This is a genomic window from Rhodococcus sp. RD6.2, from assembly GCF_001040705.1.
Taxonomy (GTDB): domain Bacteria; phylum Actinomycetota; class Actinomycetes; order Mycobacteriales; family Mycobacteriaceae; genus Rhodococcus_G.
Window position 1 is genome coordinate 645,095 of record NZ_CVQP01000007.1, and the last position, 23,196, is coordinate 668,290.

Below are 23,196 nucleotides of genomic sequence, written 5' to 3' on the forward strand. Positions count from 1 at the left end.
CGTGACGGCAGACGGGCCAGGCGGGTCGATCGCCGTCCGGCCCGAGATCGCGCTGTCCTGGAAGCGCTCCGCACTCAGCGGAATCGACCCGGGGTGTGTATTCGACGCCACGCCCGCCGACGACCTGGACCTCACCGGCCGGTTGCTCCGGGCGGCCCGCCCGGTACTCGACGAGGTCGGTATCCAGATCGCGGGCACGGAACTGTGTCTCCTACTTGCGGATCCGGACTGCCGCATCGTGGCTCGGGTTTTCGACAACCCGGCCGTGGAACGGCGAATGGAGCGGCTCGGCGCGATCGTCGGATCGAGGTTCGGTGAGGACCTGGCGGGCACCAACGCACTCGGCACGCCACTCGAGGTGCGCCGCGGTGTCGTGGTCAACGGCGCCGAGCACTACCTCGACCAGTTCAAGGAACTGAGCTGCTACGGTCACCCGATCATCCATCCGGTCACCCGCCGGGTCGAGGGCATCCTCGACCTGACCTGCATTGCCCCGCAGGTCAACTCGTTGTTCGCGCCCTTCCTGCAGCGTGCGGCGGCGGACATCGAGCGGAGACTGCTCGACGGGTCGCGTGCTTCCGAGCAACGCCTGGTCGACGCTTTTCATCGGGTCTCGCCGCAGCGTCAGGTAGCGGTGGCCGCGATCGGCGAAGACCTGCTGCTGTCCAACCGCACCGCGCAGGAGATGCTCGACGGAGCCGACCATGCCGTCCTGCGGGCGCTGGCGGCCGACCTGTCACCGGACCAGTCCCGCACGGTGGACATCGAACTCGCGTCGGGAGAGTCGGTGTCCGTGCAGGCCGACCGGATCGCCGGCGCGGACGGCGGCGCGCTGTTCCTGGTCCGGCCGCGCGAACGCCGGTCCACACCGATTCCGCGTGGCCCGGGTCTCGGCGACCAGGCAGGTGCGCGGATCCGCCGGACACTGCTGCGGCTGCGCGACTCGGGCGATGCGGTCGTCGTGCTCGGCGAACCCGGGGCCGGACGCACCAGCGCCGTGCGTGATCTCGTCGGGAGCCGGGTGTGCCACATCCATGATGCCGCACAGATCCCGCTGCGTGGCCTCGACGTCTGGCTGGGGGAGTTGGCCCGATCCCTGGTCGGCACTGACACGGTCGTCGTCGAGCAGGTGCAACTGCTGCCCGACGCGGTGCATCCGATGTTGACGGATGCCCTCACTGCAGGTGGACCCCGGCTCGTGCTGACCGGCGAGCCCGAGCAGGATCTGCCGCGTCCGGTCGCAGCATTGGTCGCGCGATGCCCCGAGCATGTCGTGCTGCCGCCACTGCGGCAGCGCAGGGGCGAGATCCCCGACATCGCCCAGGCGATGCTCGACGAGATCGCACCGGGCGCGCGGCTGACGGCGTCGGCGTTGGAGGCACTGAGCGCGGGCCGGTGGCCGGGTAACCTCGCCGAACTGCGCGTCGTGGTCGGCAGCGCCGCCGGGCAGGCGGGTGGCAGCCGGATCACCGCGACCGACCTGCCCGACCGCTACCGAACCTCCGACCGGGTGAGCAGGCTCGGGGGTCGGGAACAGGCCGAGCGGCAGGCGATCGTCGACGCGCTGGCTCAGTGCCACGGCAACAAGGTGCACGCGGCGGCCCAGCTCGGAATCAGCCGGAGCACCCTCTACACCCGGATGCGCGCCCTCGACGTGAGGTCGTGATCCGGGTGTAGCGGGCTCACGCGGATTCGGTGTCGCGCGACCCCAGCCGGGGGAACGGCTCGGTGGAGAACACGACCTCGACCGCCACCTCGAAGTACGCGGCGATCCGGAGCGCGAGGTGCAGGCTGGCGCTGTACTCGCCGCGTTCGAGATAGCCGACGGTCTGGTAGTGAACGCCGAGCGCTTCGGCCAACTCCCGACGCGAGAGGCCGCGCTCGGCGCGGAGCATCGCGATGCGGTTGTAGACGACCTCAGAAGGCACGCTGCATCGCCTTCTCGTGTCGTGCAGCCATGCTGGATCCGGATTCGTGACGCGCCATGCGCCGCAACACTACCGGCGCGATCAGCAGCCCGGCCGCCGCCCATGCCCCGAGCACCGCGGCGGTCTCGGCGTGCCTCCAGGACTCGCCGATCTCGATGGTCACGGCTTCGGCCGACAGCAGTGCCGAACGCATGCCGAGGCCGCTCCAGTAGAACGGGAACACCTGCGCCACGCCTTGGAGCCACCCGGGCAGCGCGGTGATCGGATAGAAGATCCCCGAGATGGCGATCAGACCCATCAGCGGCATCGTGAGCAGGAAGGTGGCGCGAGGTCCCTCGAGGACCGCACCGAGCACGGCACCGAGCGGGAGTGCGGCGAGCAGACTGAGCAGCAGCACCCACAGGAACGTCGCCCACGCGTCCGGCCCGTCGAGCGACGAACCACCGATGATCGCCATTCCCGCGGCCAGCACGACCGCCACCTGCACGAGGACGGATCCGGCCGCCGTGACGATCTTGCCGATGAAGTATCCGGTCATGCCGCCCGGTATCGCCTTGGCGCGCAACAGTGTTCCGTCCTCGCGGTCGAGCACCAATACGTTGGTGACAGCGAAGAGCCCGTTGAACACGATGATCGACCCGAGCAGTCCGGGGACGGCGAGTTCGGCGACCGACATTCCACTGTCCGCGTAGTCGCGGCCCCGGAGCAGGTACAGGGCGGCGAGGCTGATGGCCGGGGTGAGGAACTGGCCGATCAGGTCCGGCGCGGCGGTGAACAGTTGACGGAGTTCGATCAGCCCGCGGGCGACGCCGCCACGAATGGATGCACTGGTGGAATTCATCGGGTGACCTCCATGAGACCGGGGACGGGAGCGACGACTCCCAGGGCGGTGGATGGATCGTCGACCTGCTCGTCGCCGGATTCGTGACGGCGCACCAACGCCATGTAGGCGTCCTCGAGTGAGGCCCGCCGCACCTCGAGGTCCTCGACGGCGTCGCCGTGCTGGATGAAGAGCCGGTGCACGAAGGACGTGGATTCGCTTGTGCTGTGGACGAATCTGCTTCCGTCGACGGTCCACCGGACCTCCGCGTCGGCGGCGATCCGGCGGGTCAGTGCGTCGGGCGACCCGTCCGCGACGATGCGCCCACCGGCGAGGATCAGGATCCGGTCCGCGATCTTCTCCGCCTCGTCGAGGTCGTGCGTGGTGAGCAGCACCGTCGTGTCCTCGAGGTCGGCGAGGCGGTGCACGAGGTCGTGGAAGTCGCGGCGAGCGGCCGGGTCGAACCCCGCGGTCGGTTCGTCCATGAACAGGACGTCGGGCCGACCGACGATGCCGATGGCCACGTCGAGCCTCCGACGCTGGCCTCCGGACAGGGTCGCGATCCGCGCGTTCGCCTGCTCGGACAGGCCGACGAGATCGACGAGTTCGTCCGTGTCCCAAGGGCGACGAACGGTGTCGGTGGTGTAGGGCCGGTAATAGGACCCGAGGTGGTCGAGCAGTTCCCGAACCCGCCATTTCGCATGGTCGCGCCAGGACTGGAGGACGACCCCGATCCGGGCGCGCCACTGCTCGTCGCCCCGGCCCGGGTCGGCTCCGAGGACGGTGACAGTTCCGTCCGAGCGGTGCCGGAACCCTTCGAGGATCTCGATGGTGGTGGTCTTTCCGGCGCCGTTCGGGCCGAGCATGACGAGAACCTCGCCCCGCCGGGCCTGGAACGTCACGTCACGTAGGACGTCGGTCTCGTCGTACCGCATACGCACCCCGCGGACGTCGATGACGGTGTCGACGTCCGCGCCATCGGCGGTGCCGGTGTGACTCTGGCTGTCCATGATCCCTCCCCGTTGTCGATCTATGGTGATTCGTAGCATATCTACTACATTCTGTGGTCACAAGACTTCCGGGCGGGTGTCCGAAGGTCGGACAGTTGACGCCCTCGAAACCGACAGAGCATGACGTACATCACATCGTCGTTTCGAAGGAGTTCCGATGACAGCGATCGCCGACTTCCCGCTCGCAGCCCCGGTTCAGGGCTTTCTGGCCGGAGGACCCAAGAAGCTCCTGATCGGGGGTGAGTGGGTGGACGCCGCGTCCGGTCGGACGTTCGCGACCCACGACCCGGCCACCGGCAACGTCCTCACCGAGGTCGCGCACGGCCAGGCCGAGGACGTGGACCGCGCCGTGCGGGCCGCGCGACGCGCGTTCGACGAGGGACCGTGGGTGGCGATGAAGCCCAACGAGCGCGAACGGCTGCTCTGGCGAGTCGGCGACATCCTGTCCGAGCGGGCCGCGGAGTTCGGTCAGCTCGAAGCCCTCGACAACGGCAAGTCGGTGGCCATCGCCAGCGCCGTCGACGTGGCGTGGGCGGCCGACGTGTTCCGCTACTACGCGGGGTGGGCCACCAAGATCGAGGGCAGCACCGTCAACGTGTCGATGCCCTTCGCGCCGGACGCGCAGTTCCACGCCTACACACTGCGTGAGCCGGTCGGGGTGTGCGGACTCATCGTCCCGTGGAACTTCCCGCTGCTCATGGCGTCCTGGAAGCTGGCCCCGGCGCTCGCCGCGGGCAACACGGTGATCCTCAAGCCCGCCGAACAGACACCGCTGACCGCACTGCTGCTCGGAGAGGTGTTCCAGGAGGCGGGCTTCCCGCCTGGGGTCGTCAACATCGTCAGCGGATTCGGCGACGCAGGCGCCGCGCTGTCGGCGCACGAGGACGTCGACAAGATCGCGTTCACCGGCTCGACCGAGGTCGGAAAGAAGATCGTCGACGCGGCGAAGGGCAATCTGAAGAAGGTCACGCTCGAACTCGGTGGGAAGAGCCCGAACATCGTGTTCGCGGACGCCGACTTCGACGCCGCAGTCGAGGGTTCCGTGAACGCGTGGTTGTTCAACCACGGCCAGTGCTGCGTCGCGGGAACCCGGATGTTCGTGGAAGACAGCATCTTCGACGAGTTCACCCAGGCCGTCGCCCACGCCGCGAGCCAGGTGAAGATCGGCCCCGGTCTCGACCCCACCACCCAGCTCGGGCCGCTGGTCTCGCAGGAGCAGTTCGACAAGGTCACCGGCTACCTCGCCGCCGGGCTCGCCGACGGTGCGCGCGCACTGACCGGCGGAAAGCGTTGGGGCGAGACCGGATACTTCGTCGAGCCCACCGTCTTCGTCGACGTCAAGCCGGAGTTCTCGATCGTGCAGGAGGAGATCTTCGGACCCGTCGTCGCCGCACTGCCGTTCAACGCCGCCGACGGTGTCGCTGCCGCCGCCAACGACTCGATCTACGGTCTCGCCGCGGGCATCTGGACGAAGGACATCTCCAAGGCACACCGCACCGCGCGGCAGATCAAGGCCGGCTCGGTGTGGATCAACCAGTACAACGGCTTCGACACCGCGATGCCGTTCGGTGGCTACAAGCAGTCCGGCTGGGGCCGCGAGCTCGGCGCCGCCGGCCTCGACGCCTACACGATCACCAAGTCCGTCAACATCGCACTCTGACCCGTCCACCGAAGCGAAGGAGACCCTCATGAAGACCACCGCTGCCGTACTGCTCGAGGCGGGCAAGCCGTTCGAGATCATGGAACTCGAACTCGACGGGCCGGGCCCAGGTGAGGTGCTGATCAAGTACACCGCCGCGGGCCTGTGTCACTCGGACCTGCACCTCACCGACGGGGACCTGCCGCCCCGGTATCCCATCGTCGGAGGGCACGAGGGGTCCGGGATCATCGAAGAGGTCGGCCCGGGCGTCACCAAGGTCAAGCCCGGCGACCACGTGGTGTGCAGTTTCATCCCGAACTGCGGCACCTGTCGTTACTGCTCCACCGGCCGACAGAACCTGTGCGACATGGGCGCCACCATCCTCGAGGGCTCGATGCCCGACGGATCGTTCCGGTTCCACGCGAAGGGCATGGACTTCGGTGCGATGTGCATGCTAGGCACCTTCTCCGAGCGCGCGACGATCTCCCAGCACTCGGTGGTGAAGGTGGACGACTGGCTGCCGCTCGAGACTGCGGTACTCGTCGGCTGCGGCGTGCCCTCCGGCTGGGGCACCGCCGTCAACGCGGGCAACCTGCGCGCCGGTGACACCGCCGTCGTGTACGGCATCGGCGGGCTCGGCATCAACGCGATCCAGGGTGCCGTCAGCGCCGGCTGCAAGTACGTCGTCGCCGTCGACCCGATCCCGCTCAAGCGCGAGACCGCACTGAAGTTCGGTGCCACGCATGCATTCCCGGACGCGGAGACCGCCGCCGCGAAGGTCTCGGAACTGACGTGGGGTCAGGGAGCCGATGCGGCACTGATTCTCGTCGGGACCGTCGACGAGGAGGTCGTCTCCGCCGCGACCGCCGTCGTCGGCAAGGGCGGAACGGTCGTCATCACCGGCCTCGCCGATCCCACGAAGCTGACGGTCCACGTGTCGGGCTGCGACCTGACGCTCAACCAGAAGACGATCAAGGGATCGCTGTTCGGGTCGATGAACCCGCAGTACGACATCGTCAAGCTGCTGCGCCTCTACGACGCGGGCCAGCTGAAGCTCGACGAACTCGTCACCACCCGGTACACCCTCGAACAGATCAACGAGGGCTACCAGGACCTTCGCGACGGCAAGAACATTCGCGGTGTGGTCGTGCACGCCTAGGCGCCTCACCTGGGCGGCGGGCGGTATCGCGGGCTCCGGCCCGCGCTGCCGTCCGCCGCTCCGGTTTCCTTCCGGTGTAGTCCGTGTCACCATGAAAAGCGTGGCAGCCGCACGAGGCTGACGTGGCCGACTGGGCTGACGTGGTAGGAGAGGAGTCCACCATGTTCTGGGACATCGTTGGCACCATCATCTTCGGCGCGGTCATCGGCGTGCTCGCACGCCTCGTCATTCCGGGCAAGCAGGCGATGGGCTGGGTCATCACCATCGTCCTCGGTATCGCCGGTGCCCTGATCGGGTACTGGGTCTGGGACATGATCAGCGACAAGGGAGACACCAGCGGAATCGACTGGTGGCGGTGGATCATCAGCATCGCGGCCGCCGCGATCCTGACTCTCGGCTACACGGCGCTGACCCGGGAGAAGGCGCGGTAGGCGCCCAACCCGACTCCGCGCACCACCGGCCTCGGCGCGCGTCGTCGTGGTGAGCGGGGAGGACCGCGGGACGTATGCGGTCGCAGTCGTCCTCGCCGCGCTGGCCGGCTGTGTGGACGCGTTCGGGTTCATCACGCTGGGTGGGTTCTTCGTCTCGTTCATGAGTGGCAACACCACCCGAATGGGAGTCTCCGCGACGGAGGGCGAGTGGCATCCGGCCCTGGTCGGCGCGTCGATCGTCACGCTGTTCGTGCTCGGCGTCGTGGTGGGATCGCTTGTCGGCGACCGAGTCGGACTCCGTCGCCGCTCGGCAGTTCTGGGACTGACCGCCGTCCTGCTGACGGTGGCCGTGGCGGGGTCCGCGGTCGAGTCGACGCAGATCGTCATCGCGGCACTGGCATTGGCAATGGGCGCCGAGAACACCGTGTTCGACCGCGGGAGCGGGTCGTCGATCAGCCTGACGTACATGACGGGGACGCTCGTCAGACTGGGTCGTGGCGTGGCCACCGCGCTGACCGGGGGTGCCCGCTGGGAGTGGCTCCGGTTCGCGGGCCTGTGGCTCGGACTGCTGGCCGGAGTCGGGATCGGAACGGGCGTTCACCGCCTCGTCGGACTGGCAGGGCTCTGGGTGGCCGTGGGAGTCGCCGCCGCCCTGGCCGCTGGTTTCGCCCGCCGCCCTGGCGTCGGGTTCAGCGCGGCGAGTACATGATGACGGCGACGCCGGCCAGACAGATCAGGGCGCCTGCGATGTCCCACCGGTCGGGCCGGAAGCCGTCCAGGACCATTGCCCAGGCCAGTGAACCGGCGACGAACACCCCGCCGTAGGCGGCGAGGATGCGCCCGAAGTTCGCGTCCGGCTGCAACGTCGCGACGAATCCGTAGACCCCGAGTGCGATCACGCCGAGTCCGGCCCACAGCCAGCCGCGGTGCTCACGCACGCCCTGCCACACCAGCCAGGCGCCACCGATCTCGAACACGGCGGCCACGGCGAACAGGGCTATCGACTTCGCGACGGTCATGCGCGAAACGATAGCCCGGGCTCAGAACGGCACGGGCTGGGCGAGCAGGCCGGTACCGGCTGGGCCTCGCCCGGACAGCATGCGGCAGAACTCGACGGCGTCGATCACGATGTGCCCGGAAGCGGTGTTCCCGAAAGCGGCGCCCAGCGAGGCGAACACGCCGCCCGCAACGCCGGTCAGCTCCACGGCGTAGGGCTTCCCGTGGCGCAGTGCCCATTCGCGGACGACGTCGGCGACGATTCGGCCGTCGTGGTCCGCGGTCAGCGTCATCGGTCGGCCCACGGCGCGAGACAGGTCGACGCGGTGCATCCAGGTGTCCCGGGTGAGGACGACGTCGACGAGATAGGCGAGGCGCCACTTCTCGTCCCGGTCGCCGACCTGCGCCGTCATCGGGATCATGCGCAAGGGCGCGGGCATGCGGGCGCGGTTGCGCGCGGCTCGGTCGCCGGCGGCGGCGAAGCGATCGATCAGCTCGTCCGTTCTCAGGGCTGCGCGCTCTCGGACCTGGACCTCCGTCATGCCGTCGATCGTCGGCCTGCCCTTGGCTGCTTCGGCGCCGGCACGGAGCTGATGGACGAACTCGCTTGGGGAGCAGAAGAATTCGGTTCCGCCCAGGATGTGGCCGGACAGTGCGCGCACGTCCCAATCGGCGCAATCGGTCGGCCGTGACCAGTCGTCGGTTCCCAACTGGGTCAGGACGTCGAGCATCCTCGCGTACTCCGTCGCCGCGAGTCTGTGCGCCTCGCCTCGGGTGTACGGGGCGATGTCGGTGGTGGGGTGGGTGATGTCGGTCATGACGACCTCGTCGGGGCAGTGTCTCCGGGCGGCGGTCAGCCGGAGACGTGGTTGTGGAACATCGTCATCGCGTCGTCGATCAGCCTGATCCAGCGATCCCCGCCGGGGTCGTTGGAGATCTGCTGATCGGCCAGTCCGGTACCGAGCGCCGTGAGGAGGTCGACGACGGTGTCGTCGTACCCATGGGCGGTGAGGCGGCGGCGCAGGAGGTCGAGACCCTGGACGGAGGTGGCGAACGACTCGGGGGAGGGCTCGAAACCGGGGAGGGTGCGTTGGAAGAGCAGGTGGTAGCGGGCGGTGTCCTCGGTGGCGAATCGGACGAAGGCGTGCATTCCGACCCGCAGGTCGGTGAGTGCGTCGTCGGTGAGGGGAACCTGCTCGTAGAAGTCCACGAACTCGCGTGATCCCTGCGCGAACATGGCGTCGTAGATGGCGTTCTTCGACGGGAAGTACGAGTACAGGGAGGGTGCCCGTATTGTCTAACGCTGTTCGGATCGGCGCAAGGGTGTCAGGCGGCGAGCGTCACGCACCCGGCGCGAGCGCCGCGAACGTCATACGGCGGAGGACGTCGCGGGTGCGTGCGGGGGTGGTGCCCGCTGCGCTGTGCGGAGTCGAGTTGATCAGGCCGAACGTGGCGTGCGCCTTGATGCGGGCGTCCGTCTCGGTCAGGTCGGGGTCGATCTCGCGCAGGACCTGCACCCACAGTTCGACGTAGCGCCGCTGGAACTGGCGGACCTGACGCCGTGCGCCCTCGGGGAGGGACGCGAGATCGCGGTCCTGCACCCGGATGAGGTCGGATTCGTCGAGGGCGAAGTCGAGGTGGAACTCGACGAGCCCGTGCAGCGCGGCCACGGCGTCCGGCGTGGACTCGACGACATCGGTGCCTCCGTCGAACAGGCGGGCGCTGATGTCGACGAGCAGCTCGACGAGCAGGGCCTCCTTGTTGGAGAAGTGCCGGTAGACGGCGGGGCCACTGATGCCGACCGCGGAGCCGAGGTCTTCGAGGCGCACTCCCGCGTAGCCGCGTTCGGCGATGAGCCGGGCGGCGGCCTGGAGCAGTTGCCTGCGTCGGTCGGCCTTTGCCTGGCCGCGTGCCGTCAGTGCCGGCTGGAGCAGCTCGTCGCGGTCGGTTGTCACGGCAGCGTCACCTCGTTGGCCTCGGGGTATGGACAACTCAGTTAAGCACAGTTATCTTAAATTCAGTTATTGGTAGTTAACCGAATGCTTCGGTGGTCACGTGATGACCTCGACACGACGGGCGGCGAGATGAGTTTCGACCGGGACGAGAACAGGGCCGAGCACGAGAGGCTGGTGGCCGAGCTGCGTACGCGGCTGGCCACGGCCGCGCTCGGCGGTAGTGAGAAGTCGCGGCAGCGGCACGTCGATCGCGGCAAGCTGCTGCCCCGCGACCGGGTCGACACCCTCCTCGATCCGGGCAGCCCCTTCCTCGAGTTCTCGCCGCTCGCGGCGAACGGTCTCTACGACGACGAGTGCCCCGGTGCGGGAATGATCGCCGGTATCGGCCGGGTCTCGGGCCGGGAGTGTGTGATCGTCGCGAACGACGCCACGGTCAAGGGCGGCACCTACTACCCGATGACCGTGAAGAAGCATCTGCGCGCTCAGGAGATCGCGCTGCAGAACAACCTCCCGTGCATCTACCTCGTCGACTCCGGCGGAGCCTTCCTGCCCCGCCAGGACGAGGTGTTCCCGGACCGCGAACACTTCGGCCGCATCTTCTTCAACCAGGCGACCATGAGTGCCAAGGGAATTGCACAGATCGCATCGGTGATGGGGTCGTGCACCGCGGGCGGCGCGTACGTCCCCGCGATGAGCGACGAGGCCGTCATCGTCCGCAACCAGGGCACCATCTTCCTCGGCGGGCCGCCGCTGGTGAAGGCCGCGACCGGTGAGGTCGTCACGGCGGAGGAACTCGGCGGCGGCGACCTGCACTCGAAGGTCTCCGGTGTCACCGACCACCTCGCGGCCGACGACCAGGACGCGCTGCGCATCGTCCGGAACATCGTCTCGACGCTCGGTCCGCGCGAGCCGCGGCCGTGGGATGTCGTCGAGACGGTCGACGCGGTCGCCGATCAGACCGAGCTGTACGACGTGGTCCCGACGGACCCGCGCACGCCGTACGACGTGCACGAGGTCATCACTCGGGTGGTGGACGGGGGAGCGTTCCAGGAGTTCAAGGCCGAGTACGGCAAGACCCTGGTCACCGGCTTCGCGCACATCCACGGGCATCCCGTCGGCATCGTCGCCAACAACGGCGTCCTGTTCGCGGAGTCCGCCATGAAGGGCGCGCACTTCATCGAACTGTGCGACAAGCGATCGATCCCTCTGTTGTTCCTGCAGAACATCGCCGGGTTCATGGTCGGGCGCGACTACGAGGCCGGCGGCATCGCGAAGCACGGAGCGAAGATGGTGACCGCCGTGGCGTGTGCGCGGGTGCCGAAGCTGACGGTGGTGATCGGCGGCTCCTACGGTGCGGGCAACTACTCGATGTGCGGCCGGGCCTACTCGCCGAGGTTCCTGTGGATGTGGCCGAACGCCCGCATCTCGGTCATGGGCGGGGAGCAGGCCGCGCAGGTGCTCGGGGCCGTCGGATCGGGCAGCGACCCCGACGCGATCCGCGCCCAGTACGAGTCGCAGGGCAACCCGTACTACTCGACCGCGCGGTTGTGGGACGACGGTGTCATCGACCCCGCCGACACCAGAACTGTTCTCGGACTGGCACTCTCGGCGTGCGCGAACGCACCCATCGAGCCGGTCTCCTACGGCGTCTTCCGGATGTGAGTGAGATGACTGAACGCAACACAGGCATGTTTCAAACCGTTCTGGTCGCCAACCGCGGCGAGATCGCGGTCCGGGTGATCCGGACGTTGCGCGCGATGGGTATCCGGTCCGTCGCCGTCTACAGCGACGCCGACGCCGACGCCCGCCACGTGCGGGAGGCGGACACCGCCGTACGTCTCGGCCCCGCGCCCGCACGGGAGAGCTACCTCGACATCGACAAGGTCGTGGCGGCGGCGCAGCGCACCGGCGCGCAGGCCGTGCACCCGGGCTACGGATTCCTCTCCGAGAACGCGGCATTCGCCGCGGCGCTGGAGAAGGCCGGCATCGCATTCCTCGGACCGTCGGCGCGGGCGATCGAGGTGATGGGCGACAAGATCACCGCGAAGAACGCCGTCGCGGCCTTCGACGTGCCGGTCGTTCCCGGTATCGCCAAGCCGGGCCTGACCGACGCCGAGCTGATCGCCGCCGCCGACGAGGTCGGCTACCCGGTGCTCGTCAAGCCGTCTGCGGGCGGCGGTGGCAAGGGCATGCGGATGGTCGAAGACCGCGGGGATCTGCCCGCGGCACTGGTCAGTGCGCGCCGTGAGGCGGCGTCCGCGTTCGGTGACGACACCCTGTTTCTCGAGCGATTCGTGCTCCGCCCCCGGCACATCGAGGTGCAGGTTCTCGCCGACGGCCACGGCAACGTGATCCACCTCGGGGAACGCGAGTGCAGCCTGCAACGCAGGCACCAGAAGGTGATCGAGGAGGCGCCGTCGCCGCTGCTGGACGAGGCGACTCGCGCGCGGATCGGTGAGGCGGCGTGCAACACCGCGCGCAGCGTCGACTACTCGGGTGCGGGCACCGTCGAGTTCATCGTGTCCGCGGACCGCCCGGACGAGTTCTTCTTCATGGAGATGAACACCCGCCTGCAGGTGGAGCACCCGGTCACCGAGATGGTCACCGGCGTCGACCTGGTCGAGTGGCAGGTGCGGGTCGCGGCGGGGGAGAAGCTGACCATCGCCCAGTCCGACGTCACCATGACCGGGCACGCGATCGAGGCCCGCGTCTATGCCGAGGACCCGGGACGCGGCTTCCTGCCGACCGGTGGCACCGTCGTCGACCTGGCCGAGCCGCGCGGCGACGGAGTGCGTGTCGACTCCGGTCTGCGCGTCGGCACCGTCGTCGGCAGCGACTACGACCCGATGCTCTCGAAGGTCATCGCCCACGGCGTCGACCGGGCGTCGGCACTGCGCGGACTCGACCGCGCTCTCGCCGAGACCGCGGTGCTCGGTGTCGTCACGAACATCGACTTCGCGCGGTTCCTGCTCGCCGACCCCGATGTGGTCGCGGGCAACCTCGACACCGGCCTGCTCGACCGTCGGGTGGAGCACTTCGCCGCGCCGGAACCGTCCGACGACCAGATCGTCGCGGCAGGCGTCTACCGGTGGCTGCAGCGCTGGCCCGCCGGCTCGGCGGACCCGTGGGAGGTCCCGACCGGGTGGCGTGTCGGAGCCGCGGCGCCGACCAGCTTCCGGCTTGCCACCGCATCCCGCGCCGAGCACGTGCGCATCACCGGGCATCCGGGAGCCGCGACCGTCGCTCTCGAGGACGGCGAAAGCCGTTCGCTGACAGCATCGCTGGACGGTGACCGACTGCGAGTCGTTCTCGACGGCCGCAGCGACACCTATCGCGTCGCCGCGCACGACGGGCACCTGTGGCTGGCGTCCCCGTCGGGTACGGCGATGGTGCGTGAGGTCGAGGAGGTCAACGTCCGCACCGGTGACGTCCATGCCGGTGAGGCGGAACTGACGAGCCCGATGCCCGGCGCCGTCATCGCGGTCGGGGTCGAATCCGGCGCCGCCGTCGCAGCTGGCACCACGATCGTCGTCGTCGAAGCGATGAAGATGGAACACGCACTGACCGCACCGATCGACGGCACCGTCGAAATCCTCGTCGCCGCAGGCGATCAGGTGAAGGTCGACCAATTGCTGGCCCGGGTGATCCCGGCCGAAAGCGCCGCCACCGACAACACCGAGAAGGGTGACCAGGCATGACCGACTATCTCTCCACCGGAGCGCTCCCGGACGAGTACGCACAGCTCGCCAAGGCGGTTCGTGACTTCGCGCAGTCGGTGGTCGCACCGGTCGCCGCCGAGCACGACGCCAACCACACCTTTCCGTACGAGGTGGTCGCGGGGATGGCCGAGCTCGGCCTGTTCGGGCTGCCGTTCCCGGAGGAGTACGGCGGACAGGGCGGCGACTACTTCGCGCTGTGCCTGGCGCTCGAGGAACTCGGCAAGGTCGACCAGTCGGTCGCGATCACCCTCGAAGCCGGCGTGTCCCTCGGCGCGATGCCGGTGTACCGGTTCGGCAACGAGGAACAGAAGCAGGAATGGCTGCCGCAGCTCACCAGTGGCAGGAATCTCGCGGCGTTCGGCCTCACGGAGCCCGGTGCAGGCAGCGACGCGGGCGGGACCCGCACCACCGCCCGCGAGGACGGCGACAGCTGGGTGATCAACGGCAACAAGCAGTTCATCACCAACTCGGGCACCGATATCACCAGGCTCGTCACCGTCACCGCGGTCACGGGCGTCGCCGCCAATGGGAAGAAGGAGATCTCCACGATCCTCGTCCCCACGTCGACTCCCGGGTTCACCGCCGAACCCGCCTACAACAAGGTCGGCTGGAACGCCTCCGACACGCACCCCCTGTCGTTCGACGACGTCCGGGTGCCTCGGGAGAACCTCCTCGGCGAACGCGGCCGCGGCTACGCGAACTTCCTGCGGATCCTCGACGAGGGCCGGATCGCGATCGCGGCGCTGTCCGTCGGTGCCGCCCAGGGGTGCGTCGACGAATCCGTGAAGTACGCCAAGGAGCGTGAGGCGTTCGGCCGGCCGATCGGTGCGAACCAGGCGATCGCGTTCAAGATCGCGCGCATGGAGGCGCGCGCCCACACGGCCCGCACCGCCTACTACGACGCGGCGGCACTGATGTTGGCGGGCAAGCCGTTCAAGAAGCAGGCGTCGATCGCGAAGCTCGTCGCGAGCGAGGCGGCGATGGACAACGCCCGCGACGCGACGCAGATTTTCGGCGGCTACGGGTTCATGAACGAGTACCCCGTCGCACGCCATTACCGCGACAGCAAGATCCTCGAGATCGGCGAGGGCACCACCGAGGTGCAGCTCATGCTCATCGCGCGGGAGGCAGGACTGTGAGCGAGGCCAGGAGGGTCGTGCAGCGCGGGCTGTGGTTCGAGGAGTTCGAGACCGGCGTCGTCTACGAGCACCGTCCCGGCCGCACCGTGACCGAGGCCGACAACGTCCTGTTCACCACGTTGACGATGAACACGCAGGCGCTGCATCTCGACGCCGCGTTCTCCGACGACCTGCCGCCGTTCAACGCGCGGCTGGTGAACTCGATGTTCACTCTGTCCACCCTCGTCGGCCTGTCGGTGGCACAGTTGACGCAGGGCACCATCGTCGGCAACCTCGGCTTCTCGGAGATCGCGTTCCCCAAGCCGTTGTTCCACGGCGACACGATGTACGCGGAGACGGAGATCGTGGAGAAGCGGGAGTCGAAGAGCAGGCCGGGAGAGGGCATCGTGACGTTCGCGCACACCGCGCGTAACCAGCACGGCGACGTCGTTGCGACCGCGACGCGCAAGACGATGGTCCGCAAGCGGCCCGTCGACGAGGAGGCGTGATGACCGGTGTCGAGAGCACTCGGGGGTGGACGCCGCCGGGACCGTCGTGGTTGTTCTGCCCGGCCGACCGCCCCGAGCGCTTCGCGAAGGCCGCGGCCGCGGCGGACGTGGTGATCCTCGATCTCGAGGACGGTGTCTCGGCAGCAGACCGGGACGCCGCACGCCGCGCCCTGATCGACACGCCCCTCGATCCGGACCGCACCGTCGTCCGCATCAACGCCCACGGCACCGACGACCAGCGCCTCGACCTCGAGGCGCTGCGCGAGACCCGCTATCCACGGGTGATGTTGCCGAAGTGCGAGTCCGCCGATCAGGTGCGCTCGTTGGCACCGCGCGAGGTGATCGTGCTGATCGAGTCGCCCCTCGGTGCACTGACCGTCGCCGAGTCGGCACACGCCGACAACGCGATCGGCGTGATGTGGGGAGCGGAGGACCTGGTCGCCGGCCTCGGCGGTACCGGCAGCCGCCGCGCTGACGGCACCTACCGGGACGTGGCCCGGCACGTGCGATCGCAGTCGCTGCTCGCCGCCAAGGCCCATGGGCGCCTGGCGCTCGACTCCGTGTACCTCGACATCAAGGACCTTGCAGGTCTGCGCGAGGAAGCGGACGACGCGGTCGCGGTCGGATTCGACGCGAAGGTGTCCATCCATCCCAGCCAGGTCGCCGTCGTGCGCGACGCGTACGCCCCCGACCCCGACGACCTCGACTGGGCTCGCCGGGTGCTGGCGGCGGCGGGCACGGAGCGCGGAGTGTTCACGTTCGAGGGCAAGATGGTGGATGCCCCAGTGTTCCGGCACGCGGAGCAGATCGTTCGTCGGGCGGGTGATCAGGAGGTCAGCTGACATGGTGGAGCCGCAGTGGGTTCCGTCGGACGAGGACGTCGCAGAAGCGCGTCTCACCGATTTCGTCTCCTGGGTTCAGGGCCGCTGCGGCGTCACCTTGGCCGACTACCAGGCCCTGTGGCGGTGGTCGGTGAACGATCTCGACGATTTCTGGCAGGCGGTCTGGGAGTACTTCGAGGTTCAGTCCACGACTCCGCCTGGCGCGGCGCTCGTCGACGACTCGATGCCCGGTGCCCACTGGTTCCCCGAGGCCCGCGTCAACTACGTTCGGCAGGCGCTGCGCCACCAGACGCGGCTCCATCCCGCGATCCGGTCGTCCGGTGAGGACACCCCCGACGTCGAGGTGTCCTGGGAGGAGTTGCGGCGGCAGGTCGGCGCGCTCGCATCGACGCTGAAAACGCACGGCGTCGGTGAAGGAGACAGGGTCGTCGGCTACCTGCCGAACATCCCCGAGGCGATCGTCGCCTTCCTCGCGACGGCGAGCCTCGGCGCCGTCTGGGCGGCGTGCGGGCAGGACTACTCGGCCGCCGCCGCACTGACCAGGCTCGGCCAGCTCGACCCGACCGTGCTGATTGCCGCCGACGGCTACCGCTTCGGTGGTCGAGCACACCGGCGGGACGCCGACGTCGCGAAGGTGCGCGCCGGACTGCCCGGTCTTCGCCTGACGGTCCGCGTGGAGCGTCTCGGCGGCGAGGCGGGCGACGTGCCCGACGGTCTTGGCCGGCCGGGAGCGGTGATGTGCTGGGAGGAGGCGTCCGCCGGCGACGCACCCCTCGACCCGGTGGACGTGCCGTTCGACCATCCACTGTGGGTCGTGTTCTCCAGCGGCACCACCGGACTGCCGAAGGGCATCGTGCACGGCCACGGTGGGGTGATGCTGGAACACCTGAAATCGATTGCGCTGCAGAACGACATCGGACCGACCGACGCCCTTTTCTGGTACACCAGCCCCAGTTGGATGATGTGGAACTTCCAGGTCGCCGCGCTGCTCGTCGGCGCGACGATCGTCTGCTACGACGGCAGCCCGTCTCATCCCGCACCGGACACGGTGTGGGACATCGCGTCCCGTCAGCGTGCGACGATGGTCGGCACGAGTCCCGGATACGTGCTCGCCTGCGCGAAAGCCGGTGTCGTGCCGCGCGCCGATCACGACCTCGGTGCCCTGCGTGCCGTCGGGATCACCGGGTCGTCCCTTCCCGCGTCGTCGTCGCTGTGGCTGTCGGAGAACGTCGGCGAGTCGGTTCCGGTGTTCTCGATCAGCGGCGGCACCGACGTCGTGACAGCCTTCGCAGGCGGCGTGCGAACTGTGCCGGTGTGGCCGGGCGAGCTGTCCGTCCCGTACCTCGGGGTCGCGCTGGACGCCTTCGACGAGCAGGGCAGGCCGGTGCGCGGCCAGGTGGGTGAACTGGTGGTGACGCGGCCGATGCCGTCGATGCCGGTGCGCTTCTGGAACGACCCCGACGGCGAGAAGTACCGCGGCGCGTACTACGGCGTGTATCCCGGAGTATGGCGGCACGGAGACTGGATCACCATCACCGACCGCGGCAGCGTCGTTGTGCACGGTCGATCCGATTCGACGCTGAACCGCAACGGAATTCGGATGGGTAGCGCCGACATCTACCAGGTCGTCGAAGGCCTTCCCGAGATCGCCGAAGCCCTCGTCCTCGGTGTCGAACAGTCGGACGGCGGATACTGGATGCCGCTGTTCGTGGTGCTCGCGGACGGCGCCGAGCTCGACGACGCGTTGCGCGGCCGGATCGCCGCCGCGGTCCGCGACCAGGTGTCGCCGCGGCACGTCCCCGACGAGATCATTGCGGCCCCCGGTATCCCGCACACCCGCACAGGCAAGAAGCTCGAGGTTCCGATCAAGAGAATCCTTCAGGGCGGTGATCCGACGACGGCCGTCGACAGGTCAGCCGTCGATGCCCCTGACCTGGTCGACTGGTACACGGCTCAGCGGCCGTGACGGGGTCGCCGCGGGGTGTTGCGTATCGCTCCGTAACGAAACTTTTGTGAAGTCGACCACAGCGCGGGTCCGATTCCCTTACGCTGCTGCCAAGTCGGGCGTCAGGGTATGGGTCCTCGGCGGGAAGCTGGCCGACAGTGCAGCTCAGCGTCGCGCGGACCTGGCTCGGGTGCCCGGAAGGAAGCTGTCCACATGCAAAGGACCCGACGTGAACCTGAAGAGAATCGCCCCCGCGATCACCGCTCTCGCGACCGTGAGCCTGATCGCTGCGGGTTGCAGCAGTGACAGCGGGTCGGACTCCGATGCGGCTGGCACCGCGGCCACCGGAGACCCGATCAAGGTCGGTCAGATCGTGCCCATCGAGGCGCCCGGTCTCGGATCGGTCGGATACGCCGCGAGCACGGTCGCGTCGGTCGACGCGTTCAACGCGCGGGGCGGCGTGAACGGACGTCCGCTCGAACTGATTCAGTGCGACTCGATGGGTGATCCGAACAAGGAAGTCGACTGCGCGAACAAGATGGTCTCCGAGGGAGCCGTCGCCACGCTCGCGGACTTCACGCCTGCCTCGTCCGAGGCGTCGTCGAAGATCCTGTTCGACGCGGGCATCGCGCGGGTCGGACTGAACCCGGTGAACATGGCGGACTTCACCGCCACCAACGTGTACACCCCGTTCTCCGGCTCGCTGCTCAACCTGTACGGGATGATCGACATGCTGGTGGCGCAGGGCAAGACCAAGCTCTCGTTGATGCGTCCGGACCTCCCGGTCACCGCGCAGCTGGTCGGCCTCCTGACCCCGGCCGTGCAGGCGAAGGGCGCAGAAATCGTCAACGACGTCGCGGTGGGCGCGGGCGCCACCGACTACACCCAGTTCATCGCCGCGGCGGAGCGCAACGGTGCGGACGGCGTGATCATGGCCCTGGGCGCGAGCGATGCCAACCCGATCTCGCAGGCATTCGAGCAGCTCGGGTCGACGCTGACCTTCGCACTGGGCACGGCGGGCTTCACCCAGGCCGACCTGCAGGACCTCGGCACCTTCGCCACCTCCTCCACCTACACCAGCCCGACCCCGGCGCCGTCGTCGAGCACCGAGGACTTCCCCGGACTCGCGGACTTCCTCGCGGACATGGAGCAGTCGGGCAAGGAGGAGCTCGAACTGCCGAACCTCAACGGCGACACGGTGAATCCGTGGCTGTCGGTGCGTGCGTTCGGTGAGGTCGCCACGGGGCTCGACGAGATCGACGCCAAGACTGTCTGGGGCGGATTCGAGAACGCCAAGAATCTCGACATGGCAGGTCTGGTCCCGGCATGGACGCCCGGTGACGTGGAGCCGTTCGGCATCTTCCAGCGGGTCTCGAACTCGATGATGTACCGGATGACGTTCGACGGTGACGTCCTCGTCACCGATCCGACGCAGTACGACCTGCGCACTCCCACCTCCTGAGCTCCGCTCCCCACCTGGAGATTGACGAATGACTGAGTTCTTGCAGTTCGCGATTCTCGGCCTGGGAGCAGGGTCCGCCTACGCTCTCCTGGCTCAGGGCATCGTGCTGGTCTACCGCGGATCAGGAGTGGTGAACTTCGCGCAGGGCGCGATCGCCATGGTGGGGGCCTACATCTGCCTGGAAACCCTGCAGCGTGACCTCGACTGGGGTCTGCTGCCTGCCTTCCTGGTAGCGGTGGTGGTGGCCGGACTGATCGGCCTGACATTTCAACTGTTGGTGTTGCGGTGGCTCGCCAACGCCGCGCCGATCGTCCGGCTCGCCGCCACCCTCGGCCTGATGGTGATCCTGCAGGCCGGGGTGCAGCAGTATTACGGCAGCACGTCGATCCGCGTGCGCACCTTCCTGCCCGACGAGGCATATCGCTGGGGAGGTGTTGTGGTGCAGCAGGATCGGATGATCCTGCTCGGCATCGCGGTGGCGTCGACGGTGGCACTGTGGGCGTGGACCAGGTTCACCCGGGTGGGCCTGGCCATCACAGCATCCGCCGAGAACGAGCGCGCCACCGCTGCGCTCGGATGGTCCCCGCAGCGCCTCGCCACGCTGACCTGGACCGTCGGCGGCGCCCTCGCCGGTGCCGCAGGCATCCTGGTGGCGCCGCTGACCGGACTCACCCCATCGGCATTCGTGGTGATCGTGACGGTGTCGGCGCTCGCCGCTGCGCTTCTCGGCGGGTTCAAGTCCTTCCCGCTCACCCTGCTCGGCGGCCTGCTGCTCGGTGTCGGCGAGAGCGTGGTCGTGCTCTACCAGGACGACCTGCGTGACCTGCTCGGAATGGAAACGCTCACCGGCGTCAACCGTGCGGTGCCGTTCCTGGTGATCCTCGTCGTCCTGGTGGTGCGGGGGAAGGGGCTGCCGTTGCGCAGCCACGTCTCCGAACGGCTGCCGACGCTCGGTTCCGGCGAGATCCGCTGGCCGCTCGTCATTCTCGGGACCGTGGTGGCGGTCGGCATCATCCTGAGCGGCGGCGACTGGCTGCGATCGCTGACCCTGACCCTCGCCGCGGCAGTGTTCCTGCTCTCGATCGTGGTCCTCACCGGTTTCGCCGGACAGCTGTCGCTCGCCCAGTACACCGTCGGTGGCCTCGGCGCCCTGTTCGCCGCACGCCTCGTGGGGCAGGCAGGCTGGCCGCTCGTACCCGCGGCGCTGGTGAGCGTGGCTGCGGTGATTGCGATCGGTGTGGTGTTCGCACTGCCTGCACTGCGCACCCGCGGTGTGAACCTGGCCGTGGTCACCCTGGGGCTCGGGTTCACCATCCAGGAGATGGTCTTCAACAACCCGACCTTCACCGGCGACAAGCTCGAAGGCTCGGTGAAGATCCACGAGCTGAGCCTGTTCGGACTCGACGTGACGCCGAGCGCCCACCCCGAGCGGTGGGCAACGGTGTGCCTCGTGGCGCTGGTGATCTGCGGTCTGATGGTCGCGAACCTGCGGCGTTCGCGCACTGGGCGACGGCTCATCGCGGTCCGCACCAACGAACGGGCCGCAGCCTCACTCGGTATCAGCGTGTTCGGGGTCAAGATCTACGCGTTCGCGCTCGCGTCGGGCCTGGCCGCGGTGGCGGGCATCATCCTGGGCCTGCGCAACACCGCCGTCACCTACCTCGAGTTCAACGTGTTCGCCTCGATCAACGCCGTCGTTCAGGCGGTGACCGGCGGACTCGGGTTCGTCACGGGCAGCCTCATCGGCTCGCTGATGGCACCCGGTGCTCTCTTCAGCCGCCTGCTCTCCGGATTGGCCATCGCCGCGCTGCTCGGCGGCGTGATCCTCATCGTCACCCTGCTCACCAACCAGAACGGCATCGCCGACATGATCTCGCGAGGACTTCGGGACATCCCCGGACTGGGTGCCCTGTTGTCGAGCACCAAGGGTCGAGGTCACGAGCTCTCGGCCGAAACGGCCACCGGAGTGGTCAGCCCGACACCGCTGTCGGTGCGCGGTCTGACGGTGCGGTTCGGGGGCGTGACCGCCGTCGACGGCGTCGATCTCGACATCGCGCCCGGACAGGTGGTGGGCCTGATCGGACCCAACGGTGCGGGCAAGACCACCGTGATCGACGCGATCACCGGTTTCGTCAGCCCCACGTCCGGGCAGCTCACACTCGGCGACGAGGACATCACCGGCTGGTCCGCAGCGCGGCGTTCCAAGGGCGGACTCCGTCGGTCCTTCCAGTCGCTCGAACTGTTCGAGGACGTGACGGTCGGCGAGAACCTGCACGCAGGCGCCGACGAGTCCGGCTGGCGTACCTGGGTCACCGACCTGATCCGCCCGGGCCGACATCCCCTCTCCCCGAGTGCGTCAACCGTGGTGCGGGACTTCGAACTCGAGAACGACCTCGACGTGCTGCCGGGCGAGTTGTCCTACGGCAGGCGCAGGCTGGTCGGTATCGCACGGGCGGTCGCGTCCGCGCCGTCCGTCATCCTGCTCGACGAGCCCGCGGCCGGTCTGGACGACGCCGAGAGCCGTGAACTCGCCGTCGCCATCCGGCACCTGGCCGTGCAGCGCGGAGCGGGAGTGCTCCTCATCGAGCACGACATGGGCCTGGTGATGACCACGTGTGATCGGATCGTGGTGCTCGAGGCAGGCAAGGTGATCGCGGCGGGCACGCCGGACGAGATCGCCGCCAGCCCGGCGGTCCGCGACGCCTACCTGGGAACCGAAGACGAGACGGAGGCGGCGCGATGAGCACCACACAACCGGAGGAAGCGCTGTCCACGACGGTGCTCGAATTCCAGGGCCTGAGCGCAGGGTACGGCGGGGCCGTGGTGTGCCGCGGCCTCGACATCACCGTGAAGTCCGGGGAGGTGGTGGCCCTGATCGGAGCGAACGGCGCGGGCAAGTCCACCACGATGCTCACGGCGGCAGGCGAACTGGCGCCGATCTCGGGCCGCGTGTCCGTGCTCGGTTCCGACAAGCGGGCGCCGCTCGCCACCCTGGCGCGGCGGGGACTGAGCTACGTCACCGAGGAACGGTCGGTGATCATGGGTCTGACCACCGCCGAGAATCTGAGGCTCGCCGGCGTCAGCGCCGAGGCGGCGTGCGGGGTGTTCCCGGAACTGCGAGCCCTCCTCGGGCGTCCGGCGGGCCTGTTGTCCGGCGGTGAGCAGCAGATGCTCACCCTGGCCCGGGCGCTGGCGCGAAGCCCGAAACTGCTGCTGGCAGATGAGTTGTCGCTCGGGCTGGCGCCGCAGATCGTGGCGCGGTTGCTCGATGTGGTCCGGGAGGCGGCTGACACCCGGAATCTCGGCGTGTTGCTGGTCGAACAGCATGTCCGGCAAGTCCTCCGGGTGGCCGATCGGGTGTACGTGATGCGCCGTGGCCAGGTGATCCTGGAGGGGTCGGCGACGGAGATCGCGGCCGATCTCGACGCTGTCCAGCGGGCATATCTGTCTGCCCCTGTCGCCGACGAGGTGCCACCGATGCTCTGAGCCGGCGGCGCGAACGCGGTTTTCGCGAATTCGTACCCGTGGCGTGTCCGCTGTTCGTGGTGCTTGCGGCGGTCGTGACGGGTGCTGCGCGCGTCACCACCCTCCGCCTGTGTGACCGAATGTGGCGTTCGGTCGGTTGAAGTGACCGAACGCCACATTCGGTCAACTGGGGTACAT

General features: G+C 68.6%; 21 protein-coding genes. 14 read left to right on the forward strand and 7 right to left on the reverse strand.

All coding sequences use genetic code 11. From position 1 onward, the window contains the following. Position 1: 1 nt before the first annotated feature. Positions 2-1,666, forward strand: a complete 1,665-nt coding sequence (locus RHCRD62_RS16590) for a sigma-54-dependent Fis family transcriptional regulator (RefSeq protein WP_050065762.1) — start codon at positions 2-4, stop codon at positions 1,664-1,666. Positions 1,667-1,682: 16 nt separating this feature from the next. Here the strand turns inward: RHCRD62_RS16590 and RHCRD62_RS16595 are convergent, their stop codons facing one another. From RHCRD62_RS16595 to RHCRD62_RS16605, 3 genes are read right to left on the reverse strand one after another with little or no spacing between them, the layout of a single operon-like run. Continuing rightward, the gene (locus tag RHCRD62_RS16595; RefSeq protein WP_084734306.1) at positions 1,683-1,928 is read right to left on the reverse strand and encodes a helix-turn-helix transcriptional regulator; all 246 of its coding nucleotides are present in this window, start codon (positions 1,926-1,928) and stop codon (positions 1,683-1,685) included. Next, positions 1,918-2,769 carry an ABC transporter permease gene (locus RHCRD62_RS16600; protein WP_050065763.1) on the reverse strand — a complete coding sequence of 284 codons (852 nt, stop codon included), beginning with the start codon at positions 2,767-2,769 and terminating at the stop codon, positions 1,918-1,920. The genes RHCRD62_RS16595 and RHCRD62_RS16600 overlap by 11 nt, the downstream gene beginning before the upstream one ends. Then, positions 2,766-3,758 (reverse strand): ABC transporter ATP-binding protein, encoded by a 993-nt coding sequence (locus RHCRD62_RS16605; RefSeq protein ID WP_050065764.1) that lies wholly within the window; start codon positions 3,756-3,758, stop codon positions 2,766-2,768. Before RHCRD62_RS16605 ends, RHCRD62_RS16600 begins: the two co-directional genes overlap by 4 nt. Before the next feature lie 157 nt (positions 3,759-3,915). Between RHCRD62_RS16605 and RHCRD62_RS16610 the strand changes: the two genes are divergently transcribed. From RHCRD62_RS16610 to RHCRD62_RS16625, 4 genes are all read left to right on the forward strand, one after another. Next, positions 3,916-5,418, forward strand: coding sequence for an aldehyde dehydrogenase family protein (locus RHCRD62_RS16610; protein WP_050065765.1), 1,503 nt, complete (start codon positions 3,916-3,918; stop codon positions 5,416-5,418). A 28-nt stretch (positions 5,419-5,446) separates the two neighbouring features. Beyond that, the gene (locus tag RHCRD62_RS16615) at positions 5,447-6,556 is read left to right on the forward strand and encodes an NDMA-dependent alcohol dehydrogenase (protein ID WP_050065766.1); all 1,110 of its coding nucleotides are present in this window, start codon (positions 5,447-5,449) and stop codon (positions 6,554-6,556) included. Positions 6,557-6,717: 161 nt separating this feature from the next. Beyond that, on the forward strand, positions 6,718-6,987 hold the full coding sequence (locus tag RHCRD62_RS16620; RefSeq protein WP_050065896.1) for a GlsB/YeaQ/YmgE family stress response membrane protein: 270 nt from the start codon (positions 6,718-6,720) through the stop codon (positions 6,985-6,987). 49 nt (positions 6,988-7,036) lie between these two features. Next, on the forward strand, positions 7,037-7,696 hold the full coding sequence (locus RHCRD62_RS16625) for a YoaK family protein (protein ID WP_253277341.1): 660 nt from the start codon (positions 7,037-7,039) through the stop codon (positions 7,694-7,696). On the opposite strand, the gene RHCRD62_RS16630 is transcribed toward RHCRD62_RS16625, so the two are convergent. The 4 genes from RHCRD62_RS16630 to RHCRD62_RS16645 all read right to left on the reverse strand — a co-directional run bounded on the left by RHCRD62_RS16630 (position 7,677) and on the right by RHCRD62_RS16645 (position 9,938). Beyond that, on the reverse strand, positions 7,677-8,006 hold the full coding sequence (locus RHCRD62_RS16630) for a YnfA family protein (RefSeq protein WP_050065768.1): 330 nt from the start codon (positions 8,004-8,006) through the stop codon (positions 7,677-7,679). The two genes, RHCRD62_RS16625 and RHCRD62_RS16630, sit on opposite strands and share 20 nt — an antisense overlap. A gap of 21 nt (positions 8,007-8,027) precedes the next feature. Further along, positions 8,028-8,801 (reverse strand): maleylpyruvate isomerase family mycothiol-dependent enzyme, encoded by a 774-nt coding sequence (locus RHCRD62_RS16635; RefSeq protein ID WP_050065769.1) that lies wholly within the window; start codon positions 8,799-8,801, stop codon positions 8,028-8,030. 35 nt (positions 8,802-8,836) lie between these two features. Further along, positions 8,837-9,220 carry a hypothetical protein gene (locus RHCRD62_RS16640; protein ID WP_050065770.1) on the reverse strand — a complete coding sequence of 128 codons (384 nt, stop codon included), beginning with the start codon at positions 9,218-9,220 and terminating at the stop codon, positions 8,837-8,839. A gap of 103 nt (positions 9,221-9,323) precedes the next feature. After that, a complete protein-coding gene (locus tag RHCRD62_RS16645) occupies positions 9,324-9,938 on the reverse strand; it encodes an SACE_7040 family transcriptional regulator (protein WP_050065771.1) in 615 nt (204 codons plus the stop codon). 129 nt (positions 9,939-10,067) lie between these two features. On the opposite strand from RHCRD62_RS16645, the gene RHCRD62_RS16650 reads away from it, so the two are divergent. The 9 genes from RHCRD62_RS16650 to RHCRD62_RS16690 all read left to right on the forward strand — a co-directional run bounded on the left by RHCRD62_RS16650 (position 10,068) and on the right by RHCRD62_RS16690 (position 23,019). Further along, positions 10,068-11,600 (forward strand): carboxyl transferase domain-containing protein, encoded by a 1,533-nt coding sequence (locus RHCRD62_RS16650; RefSeq protein ID WP_050065897.1) that lies wholly within the window; start codon positions 10,068-10,070, stop codon positions 11,598-11,600. 26 nt (positions 11,601-11,626) lie between these two features. Further along, on the forward strand, positions 11,627-13,636 hold the full coding sequence (locus RHCRD62_RS16655) for an acetyl-CoA carboxylase biotin carboxylase subunit (protein ID WP_050065898.1): 2,010 nt from the start codon (positions 11,627-11,629) through the stop codon (positions 13,634-13,636). Further along, positions 13,633-14,796 carry an acyl-CoA dehydrogenase family protein gene (locus RHCRD62_RS16660; RefSeq protein WP_050065772.1) on the forward strand — a complete coding sequence of 388 codons (1,164 nt, stop codon included), beginning with the start codon at positions 13,633-13,635 and terminating at the stop codon, positions 14,794-14,796. Before RHCRD62_RS16655 ends, RHCRD62_RS16660 begins: the two co-directional genes overlap by 4 nt. Continuing rightward, positions 14,793-15,284, forward strand: coding sequence for a MaoC family dehydratase (locus RHCRD62_RS16665; protein WP_050065773.1), 492 nt, complete (start codon positions 14,793-14,795; stop codon positions 15,282-15,284). Before RHCRD62_RS16660 ends, RHCRD62_RS16665 begins: the two co-directional genes overlap by 4 nt. Continuing rightward, positions 15,284-16,126 (forward strand): HpcH/HpaI aldolase/citrate lyase family protein, encoded by an 843-nt coding sequence (locus tag RHCRD62_RS16670; RefSeq protein WP_050065774.1) that lies wholly within the window; start codon positions 15,284-15,286, stop codon positions 16,124-16,126. Before RHCRD62_RS16665 ends, RHCRD62_RS16670 begins: the two co-directional genes overlap by 1 nt. A gap of 1 nt (position 16,127) precedes the next feature. Then, positions 16,128-18,092, forward strand: a complete 1,965-nt coding sequence (locus RHCRD62_RS16675) for an acetoacetate--CoA ligase (RefSeq protein ID WP_050065775.1) — start codon at positions 16,128-16,130, stop codon at positions 18,090-18,092. A gap of 208 nt (positions 18,093-18,300) precedes the next feature. Further along, complete coding sequence (locus tag RHCRD62_RS16680; RefSeq protein ID WP_050065776.1) at positions 18,301-19,533, forward strand: ABC transporter substrate-binding protein; 1,233 nt, start codon at positions 18,301-18,303, stop codon at positions 19,531-19,533. Between the two features lie 28 nt (positions 19,534-19,561). Continuing rightward, positions 19,562-22,276 carry a branched-chain amino acid ABC transporter permease/ATP-binding protein gene (locus RHCRD62_RS16685; protein ID WP_050065777.1) on the forward strand — a complete coding sequence of 905 codons (2,715 nt, stop codon included), beginning with the start codon at positions 19,562-19,564 and terminating at the stop codon, positions 22,274-22,276. Next, complete coding sequence (locus tag RHCRD62_RS16690) at positions 22,273-23,019, forward strand: ABC transporter ATP-binding protein (protein ID WP_050065778.1); 747 nt, start codon at positions 22,273-22,275, stop codon at positions 23,017-23,019. Before RHCRD62_RS16685 ends, RHCRD62_RS16690 begins: the two co-directional genes overlap by 4 nt. The last annotated feature ends 177 nt before the right edge of the window (positions 23,020-23,196 follow it).

Excerpts from the sequence above, each read along its gene's own strand:
- RHCRD62_RS16605 (WP_050065764.1), bottom strand. The coding sequence starts at position 3,758 with ATGGACAGCCAGAGTCACACCGGCACCGCCGATGGCGCGGACGTCGAC.
- RHCRD62_RS16670 (WP_050065774.1), top strand. The coding sequence starts at position 15,284 with ATGACCGGTGTCGAGAGCACTCGGGGGTGGACGCCGCCGGGACCGTCG.
- RHCRD62_RS16690 (WP_050065778.1), top strand. The coding sequence starts at position 22,273 with ATGAGCACCACACAACCGGAGGAAGCGCTGTCCACGACGGTGCTCGAA.
- RHCRD62_RS16660 (WP_050065772.1), top strand. The coding sequence starts at position 13,633 with ATGACCGACTATCTCTCCACCGGAGCGCTCCCGGACGAGTACGCACAG.
- RHCRD62_RS16655 (WP_050065898.1), top strand. The coding sequence starts at position 11,627 with ATGTTTCAAACCGTTCTGGTCGCCAACCGCGGCGAGATCGCGGTCCGG.
- RHCRD62_RS16630 (WP_050065768.1), bottom strand. The coding sequence starts at position 8,006 with ATGACCGTCGCGAAGTCGATAGCCCTGTTCGCCGTGGCCGCCGTGTTC.
- RHCRD62_RS16635 (WP_050065769.1), bottom strand. The coding sequence starts at position 8,801 with ATGACCGACATCACCCACCCCACCACCGACATCGCCCCGTACACCCGA.
- RHCRD62_RS16600 (WP_050065763.1), bottom strand. The coding sequence starts at position 2,769 with ATGAATTCCACCAGTGCATCCATTCGTGGCGGCGTCGCCCGCGGGCTG.
- RHCRD62_RS16620 (WP_050065896.1), top strand. The coding sequence starts at position 6,718 with ATGTTCTGGGACATCGTTGGCACCATCATCTTCGGCGCGGTCATCGGC.
- RHCRD62_RS16650 (WP_050065897.1), top strand. The coding sequence starts at position 10,068 with ATGAGTTTCGACCGGGACGAGAACAGGGCCGAGCACGAGAGGCTGGTG.
- RHCRD62_RS16675 (WP_050065775.1), top strand. The coding sequence starts at position 16,128 with ATGGTGGAGCCGCAGTGGGTTCCGTCGGACGAGGACGTCGCAGAAGCG.
- RHCRD62_RS16640 (WP_050065770.1), bottom strand. The coding sequence starts at position 9,220 with ATGTTCGCGCAGGGATCACGCGAGTTCGTGGACTTCTACGAGCAGGTT.
- RHCRD62_RS16615 (WP_050065766.1), top strand. The coding sequence starts at position 5,447 with ATGAAGACCACCGCTGCCGTACTGCTCGAGGCGGGCAAGCCGTTCGAG.
- RHCRD62_RS16685 (WP_050065777.1), top strand. The coding sequence starts at position 19,562 with ATGACTGAGTTCTTGCAGTTCGCGATTCTCGGCCTGGGAGCAGGGTCC.
- RHCRD62_RS16610 (WP_050065765.1), top strand. The coding sequence starts at position 3,916 with ATGACAGCGATCGCCGACTTCCCGCTCGCAGCCCCGGTTCAGGGCTTT.